General features: G+C 43.7%; 11 protein-coding genes and 1 pseudogene. 10 read left to right on the top strand and 2 right to left on the bottom strand.

The genetic code is table 11. The annotated features are described in order from the left end of the window. Nucleotides 1–812: 812 nt before the first annotated feature. The 4 genes from AACT52_RS20760 to AACT52_RS20745 all read left to right on the top strand — a co-directional run bounded on the left by AACT52_RS20760 (nucleotide 813) and on the right by AACT52_RS20745 (nucleotide 5,991). On the top strand, nucleotides 813–1,988 hold the full coding sequence (locus AACT52_RS20760) for an RNA-guided endonuclease InsQ/TnpB family protein (RefSeq protein WP_233154022.1): 1,176 nt from the start codon (nucleotides 813–815) through the stop codon (nucleotides 1,986–1,988). 239 nt (nucleotides 1,989–2,227) lie between these two features. After that, nucleotides 2,228–2,515, top strand: a complete 288-nt coding sequence (locus tag AACT52_RS20755; protein WP_073633162.1) for a two-partner secretion domain-containing protein — start codon at nucleotides 2,228–2,230, stop codon at nucleotides 2,513–2,515. Between the two features lie 377 nt (nucleotides 2,516–2,892). Then, complete coding sequence (locus tag AACT52_RS20750) at nucleotides 2,893–3,105, top strand: hypothetical protein (RefSeq protein ID WP_073633161.1); 213 nt, start codon at nucleotides 2,893–2,895, stop codon at nucleotides 3,103–3,105. A 36-nt stretch (nucleotides 3,106–3,141) separates the two neighbouring features. Then, nucleotides 3,142–5,991: a two-partner secretion domain-containing protein gene (locus tag AACT52_RS20745; protein WP_073633160.1), complete on the top strand. Its 2,850-nt coding sequence runs from the start codon at nucleotides 3,142–3,144 to the stop codon at nucleotides 5,989–5,991. Here the strand turns inward: AACT52_RS20745 and AACT52_RS20740 are convergent. Then, a pseudogene (locus tag AACT52_RS20740) lies at nucleotides 5,986–7,228 on the bottom strand (RNA-guided endonuclease InsQ/TnpB family protein). The gene AACT52_RS20745 and the pseudogene AACT52_RS20740 sit on opposite strands and share 6 nt — an antisense overlap. Before the next feature lie 61 nt (nucleotides 7,229–7,289). Here AACT52_RS20740 and AACT52_RS20735 point away from each other — a divergent pair. From AACT52_RS20735 to AACT52_RS20725, 3 genes are all read left to right on the top strand, one after another. Beyond that, nucleotides 7,290–7,508 (top strand): hypothetical protein, encoded by a 219-nt coding sequence (locus AACT52_RS20735; RefSeq protein ID WP_073633159.1) that lies wholly within the window; start codon nucleotides 7,290–7,292, stop codon nucleotides 7,506–7,508. Nucleotides 7,509–8,238: 730 nt separating this feature from the next. Continuing rightward, nucleotides 8,239–10,884: a CHAT domain-containing protein gene (locus tag AACT52_RS20730; protein ID WP_073633158.1), complete on the top strand. Its 2,646-nt coding sequence runs from the start codon at nucleotides 8,239–8,241 to the stop codon at nucleotides 10,882–10,884. A gap of 660 nt (nucleotides 10,885–11,544) precedes the next feature. Further along, nucleotides 11,545–12,177, top strand: coding sequence for a DUF928 domain-containing protein (locus tag AACT52_RS20725; RefSeq protein ID WP_158054712.1), 633 nt, complete (start codon nucleotides 11,545–11,547; stop codon nucleotides 12,175–12,177). 5 nt (nucleotides 12,178–12,182) lie between these two features. Here AACT52_RS20725 and AACT52_RS20720 read toward each other — a convergent pair whose 3' ends face one another. Further along, a complete protein-coding gene (locus AACT52_RS20720) occupies nucleotides 12,183–14,960 on the bottom strand; it encodes a CHASE2 domain-containing protein (RefSeq protein ID WP_073633155.1) in 2,778 nt (925 codons plus the stop codon). A gap of 1,507 nt (nucleotides 14,961–16,467) precedes the next feature. Here AACT52_RS20720 and AACT52_RS20715 point away from each other — a divergent pair. From AACT52_RS20715 to AACT52_RS20705, 3 genes are all read left to right on the top strand, one after another. Next, nucleotides 16,468–16,878 carry a hypothetical protein gene (locus AACT52_RS20715; RefSeq protein ID WP_073633176.1) on the top strand — a complete coding sequence of 137 codons (411 nt, stop codon included), beginning with the start codon at nucleotides 16,468–16,470 and terminating at the stop codon, nucleotides 16,876–16,878. Continuing rightward, entirely contained in the window at nucleotides 16,875–17,192 is a 318-nt protein-coding gene (locus tag AACT52_RS20710) for a hypothetical protein (RefSeq protein ID WP_143172833.1), read from the top strand. Before AACT52_RS20715 ends, AACT52_RS20710 begins: the two co-directional genes overlap by 4 nt. Nucleotides 17,193–17,295: 103 nt before the next feature. After that, the gene (locus tag AACT52_RS20705) at nucleotides 17,296–18,462 is read left to right on the top strand and encodes an endo-1,4-beta-xylanase (RefSeq protein WP_073633154.1); all 1,167 of its coding nucleotides are present in this window, start codon (nucleotides 17,296–17,298) and stop codon (nucleotides 18,460–18,462) included. Nucleotides 18,463–18,470: the final 8 nt, after the last annotated feature.

Below are 18,470 nucleotides of genomic sequence, written 5' to 3'. Positions count from 1 at the left end.
AAACTTAAAGATTCCTATAAAGATTCCTCAAATATTCTAGATTTCTAGGAATTATTTGGTTATGGTTTGAATTTTGGTCGCTCATAGTGTCAACCCTGAATTTAGTTAATCCCTAGTTCTTTATAACATTTCTTTGTATTCTCTGCAAAGAAAATACCTTGGAAATATTAAAAAAATATTTACATCTTACTCTCGAGGTAAAAATAGGAAAATTCCAGAATTTTTGACGATAAAAAAAAATAATTTTTAATAATAAAAAGTAGGAAAAGTAGGAAAAGTAGGAAAAGTCTTTTTTGATTTTAAAAATTAAAAAATAGTTTACATAAAAGACTGAGGCTATACAAAAAAACCTGGATATGCAGGTTTTCAAGTGAACTGGTGTTCTGGTGTTCTATGCATTGACGCGATTTGATTGCGCGTCCCCTTGGGGCGGCTTTAAAGGAGCATCGTTTTTTGGCGGGAGAAAAGCGTGATCGGGGGGGCGATCGCCTCCGGCGGGGCGTAGCCCATCGCATCCTTTCAAAGTCAACTTATTCCGCGAGAGTCCCCACCCTCAGCGTAGCGGGGTGGGGAGGGATAGCGGGTTAAAGTTAAGGGTTCGATACCCTTAACTTTAACAATCTCTTGGACAGATCACGGATAAATTCTCTGTATACATCCGTCTGTGTTCGTCCTGTTAATTCGCAGTACTCCTGCAAAATTTCTTTCTCCTGTTTGGTTACTCGAAAGTTCACGATATCTTTATCTTTAGTCATACAATCTCATCATAGTAAAGCAATATGCTTTATACTATAACAAAGGAGGTGATACATTTGGCGACTCAAACAATAACTGTTAGAAACAAGTTGATTGTAAAAGAAAACTATCAGCACGAATCAATTGACAGCACTCTAAGACAATTTGCATGGGCTTGTAATCAGATGCTTACGGTAGCCAAGGCTGAAAACTGTTGGAGTGCTAACAAACTTCAGAAATTAACTTACTACGACATTCGAGCAGTCACAGATTTAAAAGCTAATCACATTTGCAATGCTGTGCGTCGTGTCGTTAATGCCAAATCCTCTACGGGCAAGGTAAAGGAATTTAAAGCAACTAGCGTTGCTTTAGATATTCGCACATTCATCTACAAAGACGGCTCCGTGGGCATCACACTAGTAGATAAGCGCCACTGGTTTGAGTGGAAGTTGTCCTATGAGCAAAAGAAGTTGCTAGAGGGTAAACATAATCGCTTTGCAACGTTATCTCGCACTCGTAGTGGGCAGTATTTTCTGAATGTTGCAGTTGAAATTGATTGCGATAAGCGGCATGTTTCCAATACTAAAGCCATTGGGGTTGACCTTGGCAGGCGCTCTATTGCTGCGACTTCCACAGGTAAATCTTGGGATGGCGAGCAATTAAACAAAACCCGCGATAGATACGCCAAAGTTAGGGCAAATGTTCAGTCCAAGCGCTCTCGGTCTGGTCGTAGACTGCTTAGAAGGCTTAGTGGACGCGAACGACGCTTTCAGCAGTGGGTAAACCACAACATTTCTAAATCGATTGTCAGTACCGCTAAAAAGGATTGCGCCATTATCAGCATGGAAAACCTGACCAATATCAGGCAATCTTTGAACGCGAAACCGCGTAATAAGCAGGAGCGCAGACGGACAAACAACTGGAGCTTTTATCAGTTACGGCTTTTTGTCCAGTACAAGGCAAATATCGCTGGTATTCCGATTGTTTTTGTCCCACCTGCCTATACGAGCCAAATTTGCAGCCATTGTAACCACATCCACCCCGATCCGACAAAATCTTTCAGGAATAACAAGCGGTTTGTATGCGGATATTGTGGTGCCGACTGCGATGCTGACTACAATGCTGCGCGAAACATCGCAGCCTACGGGGTGACCATAAACTCGCCCGAAGCACCAAAATTATCCTGTGGACTTGCTCCGCAGTTTGTTTTAGGGGCAAAACTCCACCCTCAGCCGTCAGGCGGGGTGGGGTAGTTTATGTAAGGTATGTTTGCAGGTTATAGCCCAATACAGTTCAATTAAGGATTTTTAGTGGGGTTCGCTTATTTGTAGAGACGCTTCAAACAGCGCGTCTCTACATTGTTTTCCTGATAAGGGTTCTGGTCTTATCACCAACCGTATTGGGTCATAGCCGACGCCACCTGGAGTAGAAAGCGTTCCCTTGTCACTCCCTCTGGTGTACGAGACTCAATCGAAGGGGAGGAAACAAGATTATGGATAGTTTGTTCCAGCAACTCAGTCGTCAGCACCTCCACATTACCAGTCTTTTCCTCTGCCTTCTAAGTACAACCAGCATAGCAGAAGCACAAATTCAGCCAGATGGAACGCTACCAAACAATACTCGCGTAACCACCAACGGTAACACTTTCCTAATTAATGATGGTACGCGAGTTGGTGGTAATCTGTTCCACAGTTTTCAAGAGTTTTCCGTCCCCACTGGTTCAGAGGCTTTCTTCAACAATGCTGTAGATATTCACATGTCGAGGGTCAGAGGTGGATAATTAACAAGCAGGGAAATGTCGATCTGGTGGCAAATCTTCCCCAAAAGAGTCGCAATTCTGGAAATGATGAGATTGATTGTAGTCAGTTGAAACGGTAAGGAAAAAAATTCTGTCAAACTCTGAAATTAATAAAACTAGGAAAAGTACGTTTGAAAAAAATTGTCTTAATAAAAAGTAGGAAAATTTAAAAAATATCTTACTGACATACAGATTAAAAAAGTAGGAAAAGTAGATTTTCTCAGTCAACTTACCCCGATTCTTAAAGATATACTAAAGTTTTATATGATTCCGTCATAAACTTGTCTCGCTTGCTGATAATATTTTTCCAAATATAAATTGTAGAAAGTCATTAAAGTTTACACAAAGGGGGTGTAATTATGATTCTGCTGCGCAAGATTGCTCCACGGGCTGTGATAACGCAACGAGCAGATAAACAGCTATACAAGCCCCATCTGGGTCTGATTATATTAATGACTTTAGTGTTTGGTATACCAACTTTTTCCTGGGCTATGCAGCTCAATGCTGCTCTGAATCAACCCAATCATCTTGCAGACTTAGAGAATTACAGTGCAACGGGCGAGATGTTTTAGAAGTTCACCCGCGAGTAGCTAGAGGAAACAAGATTCATGGATGGTTTTTTCCAGAAACTAAGTCGTCAGTATCTCTGGTTGCTCAATAGTCTTGTCCTCTGCCTTCTAGGTCATACCGGCATAGCAGAAGCACAAATTCAGCCAGATGGAACGCTGCCAAGTAATACACGTGTAACAAGGAATGGTAACACTTTCTTAATCGAGAATGGCACGCGAGTTGGTGGCAACCTGTTCCACAGCTTTTCTGAGTTTTCCGTGCCGACAGGCGGTGAAGCTTTCTTTAATAATGCGCTGGATATTCAAAACATTATCAATCGCGTCACGGGGAAAAATATCTCTAATATTAATGGGTTAATTCGAGCTAACGGCACCGCTAACCTGTTTCTCATCAACCCTAACGGAATTATCTTTGGTCCGAATGCTCAGTTAAATATCGGTGGCTCGTTTATCGGCTCTACGGCTAGTAGTATTAAGTTTGCAGATGGTAGCTTTTTCAGTGCCATAAATCCAGGTGCGCCGCCACTGCTAACGATTAATGTTCCAATAGGCTTGCAGTTTGGACCAAATCCAGGCAGCATTATTAATCAATCTCAAGCAACGAGTTTGGTACCGCTTCCACCGATCGACACCCCAATTTCAATTCCTAGTAATGTTGGTCTGCAAGTCCAGCCGGGTCAAACCTTGGCACTAGTGGGGGGTAATCTTACCTTTAATAACGGCAATCTTACAGCTTACCAAGGAAATATTCTACTCGGTAGTGTGGCGAGTCCGGGCTTAGTAAGCTTTATTCCAACTCCAACAGGCTTGGCTTTTAACTATGCAGACATCCAAAATTTCGGCAACATTGAGTTATCCGGTACAGCCTCAGTGACTGCTAGTGGCTTGGGTGGTGGCGCTATCCAAGTCAGAGGAGGAAGTGTGACGTTACGCGATCGCGCGAACTTTGCTTCTGATACTATAGGAAGTCTTGACGGTCGCGGTATCACAATTGATGCAACACAGTTCAAGCTTTTTGACCAGGCATCTGTTGGATCTGCCACTTCAGGTACGGGAGCGGGAGGGGATATTGCTGTCCGTGCCACTGACTCTGTAGAACTCAGAGGAATCGGATTTGAGAACTTTATCAAACTATTTATTGAGCCGACTTTGGATGGAGAGCCTGACCTGTTGGGTGATCGCAAAAGTGTTTTTTCTGCTGGGACTCTAAGTGCGGGAAAAGCAGGAAATATCACAATTGATACCAGGGAGTTAACGCTTCAAAATGGATCATTAATAACCACGCCGACATATAAGACAGGAGCTGGAGGAAATATTTTCATTCGCGCCTCCGAACTTGTAGATGTGAATGGCTCTGGGTTCATAACCACAACTTTTAATCAAGGAAACGCAGGCAATATAGTCATTGATACGGGAAAGCTGATTGTCCGCGATGGAGCAATTGTATACGCAGGTACTTTAAGTGCGGGAGATGGCGGGAATCTGATCGTGAAAGCTTCTGACTCTGTGGTATTGTCAGGATACCGAGAAAATAATTCGTTTGGTACTAACTTATCTACTAGCACTATTCATGGTACAGGAAACGCGGGAAACTTAGAGATAACGACTGGTTCTGTGGTTGTAGAAGGGGGAGCGACGATAACTTCTGCAAGTGGAGCAGCAACAACAAGAAATAGACTGATTCGTTCTATCGGTCGGGGTGGAAACCTAACCATAAATGCCTCGGACTCTGTCAAAGTCATTGGTACCTCAGCCAACACTCCTTATGTCCCCTCTCAAATTGTTACGGTGACGTTTGGAAGTGCTGATGCTGGTGACTTAAGAATTAACACTAAGCAATTAATTGTCGAAGATGGAGGTGGAGTAGGAGCCACGACTCTAGATACGGGACGGGGAGGAGACATCTTTATTAACGCTTCCCAATCGGTGCAAGTGAGTGGAAAAACCAGAGATAGTCAGTTCCCCCCCACTGGCATAGCGACAGCGTCTGGGGATCGGTTACTTACATCTTTGTACCCATTTAACCCGACAGGCGCAGCGGGAAATCTCAGTGTGACCACAGGAAAGTTAATTGTCCGGGATGGGGCAACTGTGAATGTCGAGAGTATTGGCGTGGGAAATGCAGGTACAATTAACGTTGTAGCGGATGCGATCGCCCTTAGCAACCAAGGTAGGATTGATGCCTCTACTGGCTCTGGTGCTGGGGGAAATATTAACCTACGGGCGCGGAACATACAGTTGCGCGGTGGCAGCAGGATCAGAACCGATGCCGGGAGTTCGACTGGTGGTAACATCAATATTAATACCGATACCTTATTGGCTTGGGAAAATAGCGACATCACCGCCAATGCCATACAAGGTTCCGGAGGGAGGGTGAGCGTCACAACCAAAGGCATCTTTGGCACTCAGTTTCGGTATGAAACGACCCCAATGAGTGATATTACTGCCACATCTAAGCTTGGTCCTCAATTCAATGGAACTGTAAAAGTCTATACCAGGGAGATTAACCCTGCTCAAGGATTAGTTCAGTTACCAGAAAATTTTACACAAGCGAGCGATCGCATTGCCACTGGCTGTTCCGCAGATAAAGGGAACTACTTTGCAATCACCGGACGAGGCGGCTTACCGGAAGACCCCCGACAGACGCTCAGAGGTCAGATAGTTGTGCAGGATTTACGTCTAACAAGTGGCACTAAACTCGTTGAGGAGCAGGGCAGGATTTCCCAATCTCAGTCGATAGCAAAAAACCAACAACCAGCTTCCCTTGTTGAAGCGACGGGGTGGGTGATCAATGCCAACGGACAGGTGGAACTGGTGGCAAATACTCCGCTCTTTAGCCGCAGTTTTGGGAATGATGAAATTGATTGTGTTGACACTCCCCGGCTATAAGCCGTGGGATTCTAGGCTCAACGTCAAAACTTGTTCAACCAGGATTGCTCCAGGCTGAATAGAGGTTTCAACTCCCCTAGCGTTTCTTGATTTCTTCTTAGAAGAAACCTTGCTTCCCCCTTGCCCAGAGGTAGCAATTTTTTCTTTGCCTTTACGGAGTATGTTGATTGCAGCAGCGTGGTCGCGTTGCAGAACACAACCACATTTACAGGTGTGTGTCCTGGTCGATAATGACTTCTTGACTATTGCGCCGCACTGTGGACACTGCTGTGAAGTGTAGTGAGGTTCCACAGCTAGCGCCACTTTTCCATACTTATTGGCAAAGTATTCAAGGGTAGCTCCGAAACTGTCTCCACCCAGCATCGTTAATACTTTTTGCCAGATGATGATTACGCACCATATTCTTGACCTGTAAGTTTTCGTAGACCACTAAGTCGTTAGACCGGATAACGTGACGCGCTGCTTTTTTTGCGTGTTCGGTACGTTGTCTACTTATCTTTAGGTGTTTGCGTGCGTATCGGTTTCGAGCGCTCGATCTTCCGTTCTTGCCTTTCTCCTTCTTGTAGATTCTTCGTTGAGCGTGTTTAACTTGTTTCTCAACCTTACGCAAGAAACGGGGATTAGGTTCATGATGCCCGTTTGAATCGGTGTAGAAATGCTCTAAACCAAAATCCAAGCCAATCTCCTGACCTGTGGGTTGAACCACTTCCTTGCATTCAACATCAACGCAAAATTGCACATAGAAACCGTCAGCACGACGGACAATGCGAACTCGTTTAATGAATTTAACGGGGTATGTATGTATATCCCACTTGCCCATCAATTTGAGTTCTCCAATCCCCTTTTTATCTGTGAAAGTGATTCTACGTTTTGTTGGATGCAGTGACCATCCACTAGTCTTGTACTCAACAGAACGGTTGTCATGTTGAAAGCGCGGATAGCCTTTTAACCCTTGCTTGTTCTTTTTACAATTATCGTAGAACCGGGAGATTGCAAGCCATGCTCTTTCAGCAGCAGCTTGCACCGCCATTGAATTTAAGGCAGCAACAAAGGGGAGGTCAGCGCGTAGTACTGTTGAGTATCGGCTAAGGGCTGCATTATTTATGTTGTCTTCTTTTGAAGCATCCATCCAATAACGCAAACACTTATTTCTAATAAATTGAGTAGTTTTAATAGCTTCTTCAATCGCTCGATATTGTGTTTTATTGCCCTTGGCTTTGTACTCTAAAACTAACACGCTTGACTCACCTCCTTGTTGTTTGCTAATCTATTTTTAGTATACGTATTGCTTCTAAATCATGTCAACAGGAAAAGGCAAGAAAAGAATAAAGAATATACCGGTACTACATGAAGAACCAAAAAAGCAACGCGGTATCCTTCTGACAGATACCGCGTGGCACTCTGTATTGGAATTAGCGGCAATAAATAAAGTTAGTGCAAGCGAGTATTTAGAGGAGTTAATTAGAAAACATTGCGTCACGGCAACTAAAGTTGCCACGCATTCATCCCACGGCTAGAAGCCGATGGGCTTTCTGCTTTTAACGCTGTAAGTTGAAACGCAACTAAGACTTACGCGCTTGACAAATAGAAGATTACGTGCATTAACTAAACTGCAACCTGAACGGGTTTTTGTTCAAAAAATTTACATAAAGACGGCGAGAAAGCCCGCCCCACGCGCGGGGTGGGGTTCGATGACCTGACGCCCGTCACCCCTTCGGGGAAGTCAAAAGTCAAAAGTCAAAAGTCAAAAGTCAAAAGTCAAGCGTCCGGCGTCACTGGTCATTAGTCATTAGTATTCATGCATCCACGAGAAATGGTGTTGCAACGTGCCGTGCCTCCTATGCCCTGCGGGCACGCTACGCGAACTCTGGAGCTGAGTGCCTTTGGCACACGCTTCGCGTTCGCGCAGCGTCTTTGCAGGAGATACGCTAACGGCGATAGCCGTGGCCGTACCCACTAGGCATAAAACGTACGCTCGGACGTACAGACGCCCTAATTAGGGCGTCTGTACTGACTTCGATTTCCCCCCGGCTTTTTATGAAACTGAGCAAAGCGATATGTTCTTGTCCGGGGGATGAGTTAAAAAATCCTCATTATTTCCTCATTTTTTATATGTATATGTATTTTCAACTTGAATGTTCTAATTGAGACGAACTCATGCATCTTAAAAACAGTTCAAACCGAACATTGGGTTTAAGGTACATAATCAATTTTTTGTCAATGCCTAAGTTGTAGGGACGGTAGAATGTGAAACCCCATCGCCACCTAGTCTTAGCACTGCTGACTTTTTTACTGGTGATAACGGTTTTACCAGCCACAGCCGAGTTGAATTCAAAATTTAAAATACCACTAACCAACGGCTACGCCGTACAAAATTCAAAAAGTACAATAAGTTACGAAATACAAAATACGAATTCTCCTGTTGCCCTACTTGAGCAAGGAAAACAACTGTATGATGCCGGACGGTTTGCAGAAGCTGCACAAGTTTGGGAAAAGGCGGCTGTTGCATTTGAGCAAACCAGAGAAAGGCAAAATCAAGCCATCAGCTACAACTATCTTGCGATTGTGTATCAAGACTTAGGACAGTGGGAAACAGCACAAAAAGCGATTCGCAATGCGATAGCTTCGCTTAACGCTCAAGCGATTAACCTCCTGCCAACCACTGATGCTCCTTTGCTTTACGCTCAAGTCCTCAATACTCAAGGCAGTATCGAGCTAAATACAGGTCATACCGAAACCGCCTTGGAAACTTGGAAACAGGCAGAGAAACGTTACCGTTCCCTTAAAGATGTCACGGGAATTGTTCTGTGCCAGATAAATCAAGCTCAAGCGTTGCAAACTTTGGGACTTTATCGAAGAGCGCGAAGTATGCTAGAGCAAGTTAATCAAGACCTCGCTGCCTTGCCTGACTCTTTGCTCAAAGCCAGAGAATTGCGGAGTTTGGGTGTGACTCTGCAAGTTGTGGGAGATTTGCAACAGTCCCAAACCGTTTTAACCGAGAGTTTAATCATTGCCAAACGGCTGAATTCGGCATCAGATATTGGAGAAACTCTCTTTAGATTGGGGAACACTGTTAGGGCAATAGGGGATTTTCAGGCTGCATTGGAGTTCTATCAACAAGCACTCATACCAGCAACGAGCCCCCGCACCCAGCTAGAAGCCCAACTCAACCAACTCAGCCTTTTGGTTAGAACAAAGCAACAGCAAGCAGCGCTGTCACTACTTCCTCAAATTCAAGCGCGTCTTTTTAACCTTTCTCCTAGTCGTGCGGTTGTCTACGCCCAAGTGAATTTAGCAGAAAGCTTGACAAAGTTGTCAAGAGTTATTGACAAAGAACAAAACATAAAGGATATTTCTCAAATATTAGTTCGGGCAGTGCAACAGGCGAGAGAATTAAAAGACTCCAGGGCAGAATCTTATGCGTTAGGACAACTGGGGCATTTGTACGAACAAACTCAACAATGGTCAGAAGCACTCTCACTCACACAACAGGCACTCGTTCTGGCTCAGAAAATACAGGCAACAGATATTGCAGCAACTTGGTACTGGCAGCAGGGGCGAATTCTCAAGGCACAAGGCAATACAACAGCAGCTACTGCAGCTTATGACCAGGCTGTCAATACTTTACAAACCCTGCGTCAGGACTTAGTCGCGGTAAATCCTGATGTGCAGTTTTCTTTCCGAGACGAGGTTGAACCTGTCTATCGTCAGTTGGTACAATTGCTGTTGCAAAATGTAGACAGCTTACCTGAGACAACCAAGCAACAACACCTTCAACGCTCTCGGGAAGTGATTGAGGCGTTGCAACTGGCGGAGTTAGAAAACTTTTTTCGGGAAGCTTGTCTAACACATAAACCCAGACCGATCGAGACAATTGACTCAACAGCAGCGGTCATCTATTCTATCGTTCTCGACCAACGCTTAGAAGTGGTTCTCTCCCTCCCCGGACAGCCATTGCAACATTACGGAACCGAGGTTTCACCACAAGAAGCAGCGAGAGTGTTTGCACAATTGCGTCAGTCTTTGAACCCTGTTTTTTTGCCGAACGAGGTCTTACCACCCGCGCAACAGGTCTATGATTGGTTGCTGCGTCCTATCTCAGCAGAGTTAGAGCGTCACTCAATTAAAACATTGGTATTTGTTCTCGATGATTTCTTACGCAATCTGCCGATGGCAGTTCTCCACGATGGTAAGCAGTATTTGGTAGAGCGCTACAACATTGCCCTGACCCCAGGATTGCAGCTTTTGGAGTCGCGAGTTTGTACAGACGCGACATGTGGCATCTCTACTTTGGCTGCGGGTTTATCACAAGCCAGGGGCGGCTTTTCTGCTTTACCTGGCGTAGAAACAGAGATTCAACAAATTGCTGCTAAGGTTTCAACAAAAGTTTTACTTAACGAAAAGTTTACTCGCTCTAATTTCCTAGAGCGAGTTGAGAACCAACCGTTTTCTGTGGTTCATGTGGCAACCCACGGTCAATTTAGCTCGAAAGCCGAAGACACCTTTCTCCTAACTTGGGACGATCGCATTCATGTCAAAGATTTGGATCGACTGCTCACAGGAGAAGACAAAAGCCCTGCTGTGCGCGATCAAAAACCGATTGAACTGTTGATTCTCAGTGCTTGTCAGACTGCTAAAGGCGATACTCGAGCGGCTTTAGGGCTGGCTGGAGTTGCTGTGCGTTCTGGAGCCAGAAGTACCTTGGCAACGCTTTGGTCAGTACAGGATTTGTCAACTGCTCAACTTATGGCTGAATTTTACCACCGCTTTACCCAACCTGGCGTCACCAAAGCTGAAGCACTGCGCTATAGCCAACTCTCTTTGTTAAATTCACCCCAATACAACCATCCTTACTACTGGTCACCGTTTGTTCTGGTAGGAAATTGGCGATAATTTTGGTATAATTAGTTTTTAATAATAATTAAAAATACGTATAATTACTTAAAACTACCCGTCCTATCGGACATCCTCCCCGATGCCAACGGCAGGGTCGGGGAACTCGGCTCCCCTCTGGGGATTAGGGGCAGGACGCAAGTCTACTTATCTAGATGCGACCAATGAAGCAGGAAATTTCTTCCAGGCGACTTGGAGAAGCCCACACTGTACCGCTTGCGGTCAGTGTGTGGAGAATGTCACGAATTATTGAATCTCATTTTGTTTACACCACTTTTCCCACTTTTCCTACTTTTCCCACTTTTTTGTGGGATAACATACCATTTTTTCCCCTTTACTTAAGGCTTCAAATCAATATGATGATTGTAAAAATGAAGTTTAATTAAGTAAACTTTGATTATTATTTAGCATCATCATTAAATGTGTACACCTTGCTGGATAAAACTTTAACTCCAGACCCCAAATAGCATACTTTTATTTATCGAATATTTATATTGCTTATTGTAAAATTTATTACTGTATATCCCTGTGGGGAATTTACTGATGAAAAAAATTAATCTTTTACAATTCATAACAATAGGGTTATCCGTAGAACTCTTACTGAGCTTTAGCATAGCTGCTGACGCGCAACCAAAATTAAAAGTAACAAGTACTACTTCATTGAAACAAATTGTATCGCAAGAGAATTTTATTCCACCCAAACAAGGGAAACCAAAAGATACTTCTGGTGCAGGTTCCCGTAGTGAACTCAAGTGTTCCCAAAAAGAAGGTGCAATTCGACCTGTAATGCCAAAGGAAAACTATGGCTTAACATTGGAGGAGCGTCCAACTATATTCATCGAGATACCCAAAACGTCGGCACGTCAAGTTGTGTTGATGTTTCGAGATGAAACAGGCGAGTTTTACGAAAGAGCATTTTTACCGATCACAGATCGTGATGGAATTGTTGGTTTTGCTCTACCCAAGCAAAAGCAACCTTTAGCCGTAGGCAAAACTTACCAGTGGTCTTTAGTCGTTGTTTGTGGGCAAAGTGTACAACCAGACGATCCTGTATTTATGGGTTGGGTACACAGGATGCCGAGAACATCTCAGTTCGAGAGCGAACTGAGGCAAAAAAAAACTGCTATTGAGCAAGTAATATGGTATGGTGCTAAAGGATATTGGTACGATATGGTCAGCACAATTGTGCAAGCAAGGCAATCGAACCCCAAAGATGCCAAATTGGTTGCCGTCTGGCAAGACTTGTTGGACTCTGAACGAATGGGTACGCTTAAGTCTAAATCTTTCAAATAATTATGTTATGGAAGCTCTCTGTGAAGCGGAGCATTACGAATTATCTGCTCAATTAAGGTCACATTTTCTTGGCTTTCAGATTGCTTGAGATATTCAATGGCAATCTGTGCTACAGCAGGTTGCTCGCTCGAAATAGCAACTAACAACTCTACAGTTTGATAAAGTTGAATTTTTTCTAATTGCCGATTCATGACAATCGGCAAGGTAATAGCAGCAACCACAAGTCCAATCATCGGGGGGACAGTAGGAATCCACCAAGCCTGTAAAAAGGCAAGGTAGGCAGTTCCCATGAGTCCTCCCCCTGCGATCGCAACGGTAGTGACTATAGATTTAGGTGACTTGATCCGCCAACCTAACACACCTCCCACTCCAGACCAAAGCAAAATCCAGAGCAACTCAACTGGTTTAGACCAAACTCTTAACATCGGTCGCCCTTGGAGCGCAGCATTTAAAATCATGCTAGTGATATTAGCGTGGATCGTCACTCCTGCCATTTGTTTTGGCGGACCAAAAATCCGACTGCTGTAAGGTGTTTGAAACAAGTCGTTGACGCTTTCAGCCGTGGAGCCAATCAAGACGATGCGATCGCGCACCTTTTCTTGTGGTATCTTATTAGCTAACAAATCTGTGATCGAGAAGGTCTCAAACTGTTTCTGAGTACCGTGAAAGTTGAGCAAAATTTGATAGCCCCCTGCATCAGCCCGAACATAGCCGCCGTCATTGGGTTGGAAGGGAACAAAAACTGCTTTCCCTAGCTGAATTTGCTCGCGATCCTTACTTTGGGGTTTGAAGGTGATGCCTTCAGCTTCTAAGTAGCGTAGTGCTAACCGCAAACCTAGATTGAGGTGTAACGAAGAGTCTTCGAGTTGAACGCTAAGCAAGGCGCGACGCAACTTACCATCCCCATCTAAAACTTGATCGGCAAGAGCCACCTGACCTAATTGAGCTAAAACTGGCGGCGGGTGAACTTGGTTCCCCACCGCCTTCTGAATGCCAATCAGATTCGGAGTTGTTTGATACAGTTGTACTAATTCCTGATGACCCGGTTCCACAGGCAAATCTCGATACAAATCCAGCCCGATTGCTCTGGGTTTAGAGCTTTTTAATGTCTGGATTGCTTGAGCTAACACCCGATCCGGCAGAGGATACTGACGTATTTGCTGAATATCTGGATCGTCAATTGTAATAATGGTAATGCGAGGATCAACATGTGCCTTTGGACGTGTCTGAAAAAAGCGATCTAGCATCGTCCACTCCATCCCCTGTAGTAGCCCGGTAAAACGTACAAGAATAACCAAACTAGCAATTCCAGAGGCAATGCTGGCAATCCAACCTTTGCCCAATTTTAGTTTTTGGGCGTTTCGTTTCGCGGTTTTCCGTGCTTCTGCCAGTATTTGATTCGCTTGCTGCGCAGCAAGTATGGCAAATTCAGCCTTTTCTCGTTCGATTTGTCTTGCTTGTTTTTCTTGTGCTAAATCGGTTTCAATTTTTCGCTTGGCAAGTTCCTGACTGGCAGCTAAAAAGCGATAATCTAGGTCACTGAGCTTTTTATCTTTTGACCAAGCCAGTGCTTGCTGCAATGTTATCCCCACTAGAAGCTGTGACTCATCTTGTTGATTGGAAGCAATCCAAGCCTTGAAGCGTTGCGCGTAGGGACGCAAATTCTCCATGTGTCTCGCAACCCATTCTGAATTAAAGACTGCTTGATAGATCGGGTTTTTCACCTTCAGGTATCCGTGCTTATTGATCACCAAACCTGACAGAAGCAGTTCAATCTGTTCTCGACTGTCATCGGTTGGCACGTCTTCGCCAGCCAGAATTTGTTGATATATTCCAAGTAAACGACCTGCAATTTGCTCCGAAGCAAGCAGGCGATCGCGAATCGTTCGCAAATGTTCCGGATCATCCTGAGATTCCCACTTCTGGATGATGTGTGACCTAACGATACTTTCCACCCAAAATGCTTCGGTACCAGGGGGAATCGTCAGCGCCCCACTCACTGTATCTTGACTTGAACTGACAACCAACTTACACAGTTTTTGCGTCAGAAACGGTTGCCCTCCTGTCCAAGCTAAGATTTCTTGCAGAATTACCTGGGCATGAGCGCCTTTAACGTCTAATCCATGACCCAATGGCTGCACTTCGTTTATACTAAAGCCCTTGAGCTGTATCGCTTTACCAATATTAAACGGAGTACGCTTTGGATCTTGAATTAAATCTGATGGTGTTGTCACACCAAATATGACAAATGTGATGCGGTTGTATTCTGGGTCAATAGCTCTGTGATTATAACAAAACCGAATGAACGCAAAAAAGTCATCAACAGAAAAATCGAGGCTGAGAATACTATCAACTTCATCAATGAAGATGAACAGTCTCTCGCCAGGAAACTGAACCAGCAGCACTTCGGAAATAAACCGACTCAGTCTTTGAAGTAAAGGAATATCTTCCTGCTCCCGCCACCAAGCTTTTAAGTTAATTTTCCCAAGCAGCTTGAAACCTGACCATAACTCAGCAACCACTCCCTTGTACCACTGCTCTGGAGTAATATTTTCACAGCCAATATTGGTCATATCCACAGTGGTGCATCTAAACCCATCTTGTTGCAGGCGATGCCGAGTTCTTACCAGAAGTGAGGACTTGCCCATTTGCCGGGAGTTAAGCACATAGCAAAATTCACCCCCCTTCAGCGCTTCATACAGGTGTTCATCAGCTTGTCGTTCTACATAAGTAGGAGCATCAATCGTTAGACTACCGCCGACTTGATATGTGTAACGGTTCATTTGAAAATCTGAAGGTGTAGTAGACTAGGTCGATTAGCATAAATTTATACTTATTCTTTACTTAAAAAAACTAATTAATTATGACACGATGCATAGGAAACACGTTGGAAAGACAAATTATTCACAAATTTTTATTGGTATAAAACCTGAATTGATAAATTTAGGTTTACGTGTTTATTTTTTATCTTCTATAGATTGTATTTGTCAAGCTCATATTTATTGAAGCTTCTAAATAGTGACGTTTATAGGTCTTCCACCTATGGGTGTAAAAACCAGTCACCCGAACGCGCTACAGCAGGGCTTTGATTTCTATAAATGCCTGCTCACAGACGCTTTCTACAACTCAACCATTGCTTTGCAAAAGAAGTCTTCCCATTTTCAAAATAATTGAAAATCTAATATTTATGAGAAAAGATAGGTGGAAAGCTACTCTCAGTCTTTTAGGGAATTGACTTAGATATAATTGTAAATCTAACATACAAAATCATCTTTATCAAGACATAATTATGGCATGGGCAGGGTAAGTAGACCAATGTTTGTAAAGCGGCTAGATTGGTGACTCTATTTCCCATAGAGCAATTCTTATCAGACCTATAAGCAAAATTTTATACATTCTTTTCTTACCTTTCCTACCATTCACAAAATATTTCTAAAATCATGTTTCATTAAAATCAATTATTTACCTACTTTTCTTACTTTTCCCACATGATTTCTTGTAAAATCATGATTCAAGTGTCCCAATGCTCTAAGATATGAATCATTTATTAAAAATTTTAAAAAACATAAAGTGATTGCCCAATAAATCTATAGTCCTGTATGATGATTACCATAAATTACTACTTGCTTGCAAAAAAAAAAAAGATGCTGTATTATGACCCCAAGCAATACGAAATTTAAGAGAATGTTTGGGAATATGTCGTGCAAACCATCTCCCAACGCAACACTCTGTTTTAGGTAATTTGAGAAATCAAATTTTAGCTTTTATAGAGCGTAAGAATGCAAACTGTTAGTTTACGCACTTACAGCATCCGCACTTTTAAACTGTTGTTGACTAGCCACATATCTGTATGTAAATTAAATAGCTAATTGTTGAGTTTTCTTTGTTTGTGTACCTTGCTCACCTGGAGGGTGAGCAGTTCCTACCCTGCACCGAAGGCGTTCCGCCTACAACGGGACGGACAGTTTCTCCCGGAGGGAAACCCTCCTCAGAAGTGTCGTCGGGAACCCCCAAGGGCGGACTGCTCACCAAGATCTCAAATGTTCATCACATAGGCTTTATCTCGCTTTAGCCCTACCTAGGATTTGTAGTATAACCATAGAATAAGGGCTGTCAATAGCTAATTGGTAAGAATTGTCAGGGTCTTGTCTGTTAACGATCTATTAAACCACAATTGAATAAATAATTGTTCAGGCGCTTTCCTTGGGCTTCGATGGTCTTTTTGATCTCAGGCCCGCCGACGAAACCTTCTTGTTATCTGTGGTGTATTTATCAATTAGGGAGGTTGAATTGCACAGAAGGTGTGATCGAAATCGAAAACGTTCAAAACGACGCGCTATTTACTGTCCGATTCATGGATGCTATCTCGATAGTGTCAGTCAAAAGTATTCATTGTTTGCTAATCGCACCGCACCACTCCAGCCAGGAGGACTCAGTAGACACAATGCCCTCATATTGGTAGAAACTGAAACTGCAGTTCATTTAGAAAGTGAATGGTTGGAAGCATTCTGGTGCAATCAGTGCCAAGAAACGAAGTGGTATCACGTTCAAAAGACTCTTAGCAAAGGGGCTCAAGAGAAGCTTTGCACTTATGAGGTGTCGGTAGCACCACCAAAACTTAAAGAGCAAGCGGTGGGAGTGATTCACCGCGATGGAAATCCTTCTGTCGGAGAATTATTGCAGAGATGCAAAAAGGCATGACTACGAAGGCTGCAAGGACTTCCGGTTTAAAAGTTGAGCGGCGTTGCAGTCGCCAGTCAGTTACAGCGCTTTTCATATGCATAGACTACAAACCACATAGTAAGGGCACAGCAATGCTGTGCCCCTACAGCCAACCTGTATTCTACCGAATTGAAAACTGCTGTAAGTACAGGATTTCACAAGTTCGTAGCGTTATAGTTCGTAGTTGCGCTGTCTATGCCTGCGGCACGCAAGAGCGGCTGTACCGTGCAACCTCCGTAGGAGGCACGCGCTTAGCGCAACTACAACCCCAAGAGTGCGATATGAATTTATGAAATGCAGTACTAAGTATGCTCTTATGTAATCACCTGTTAGTAACTGAAAACGCAACTTGGATGAAAAAGTCAAATATTCTTGGTTTTAGTTGCCTTTATTTATATGTTTAAAACCTCGTCAATGAGCAGGCGTCGTTTGTTATACATGGGTGTATCAGGTATGTCCGGGGCGATCGCTGTTGCAGTGGCAAAAGATAGATTACCAATGTACCCTAGCCAAGCACTTAACAACCTAACAAGAGATTTTAAAGTTGCTGGGCAAACTCCTTTAAAGAAGCGTGCCACGGCTAAGGGATTGATTTATGGAGCAGCTTCTGGGCAAGGTTTTCTTGCCTCAGACAAAAATTTACAGGCTAGTATTGTTCGGGAGTGCGGCATTTTGGTGCCGGAGAACGAGCTGAAGTGGCAATTTTTACGCCCTCGTCCAGACGTATTTGACTTTAGCAGATCAGATTGGCTTGCTCAATTTGCCCGCACTCACAAAATGCTTTTTCGAGGACATACTTTAGTTTGGTATCAGCAGTTACCTGAGTGGTTTAAGGAGGTAGTTAACCGCCAAAATGCGGAAAAATTTTTGGTGGAACATATAACAACTGTGACTAAACGCTACGCTGGTCAAATGCACTCTTGGGATGTCGTCAACGAGGCAATTGAACCAGATGATGGACAAAAAGCAGGCTTGCGAAAAAGTCCGTGGCTTCAGTTTTTAGGTCCAGATTACATAGAGCTTGCCTATCGCGTTGCAGCTCAAGCGGACCCGAAAGCTATGTTAGTCTACAACGAAAACGCGCTGGAATATAGCGGTCGCAAAGAAGAAGTCAAAAGAACTGCTGTTCTGAAACTACTAGAACGTTTGAAATCTAGAGGAACACCGATTCATGCCCTTGGTATCCAATCTCACCTAGTTGCTCAAGAAGGTGCGTTAAATGCCAAAAAACTACGGAGTTTTCTCTCTGATGTGGCTAGTCTTGGTCTCAAAATTCTGATTACCGAACTAGATGTCACGGATCAAAAATTACCTTCAGATCCTGCTGTTCGCGATCGCATTGTCGCCGGTGCATACGAAGACTATCTTTCCGTAGTGCTAGATGAGCCAGCAGTCATTGCGGTATTAAATTGGGGATTGAGCGATAGACACACCTGGCTTTCAATGTTTACTCCCCGTTCAGATGGTTCGCCAGTGCGTCCTTTGCCACTAGACTCAAACCTCAAACCCAAGTTGGCATGGAATGCTATGGCAAGAGCGTTTGATCAAGCTCCGAAACGTTGACCTTACAA

Source organism: Scytonema sp. HK-05, assembly GCF_963872035.1.
GTDB lineage: Bacteria > Cyanobacteriota > Cyanobacteriia > Cyanobacteriales > Nostocaceae > Kalymmatonema.
Note: the sequence above shows the minus strand (reverse complement) of the source record. Positions and strands in the feature narration are given on the sequence as shown.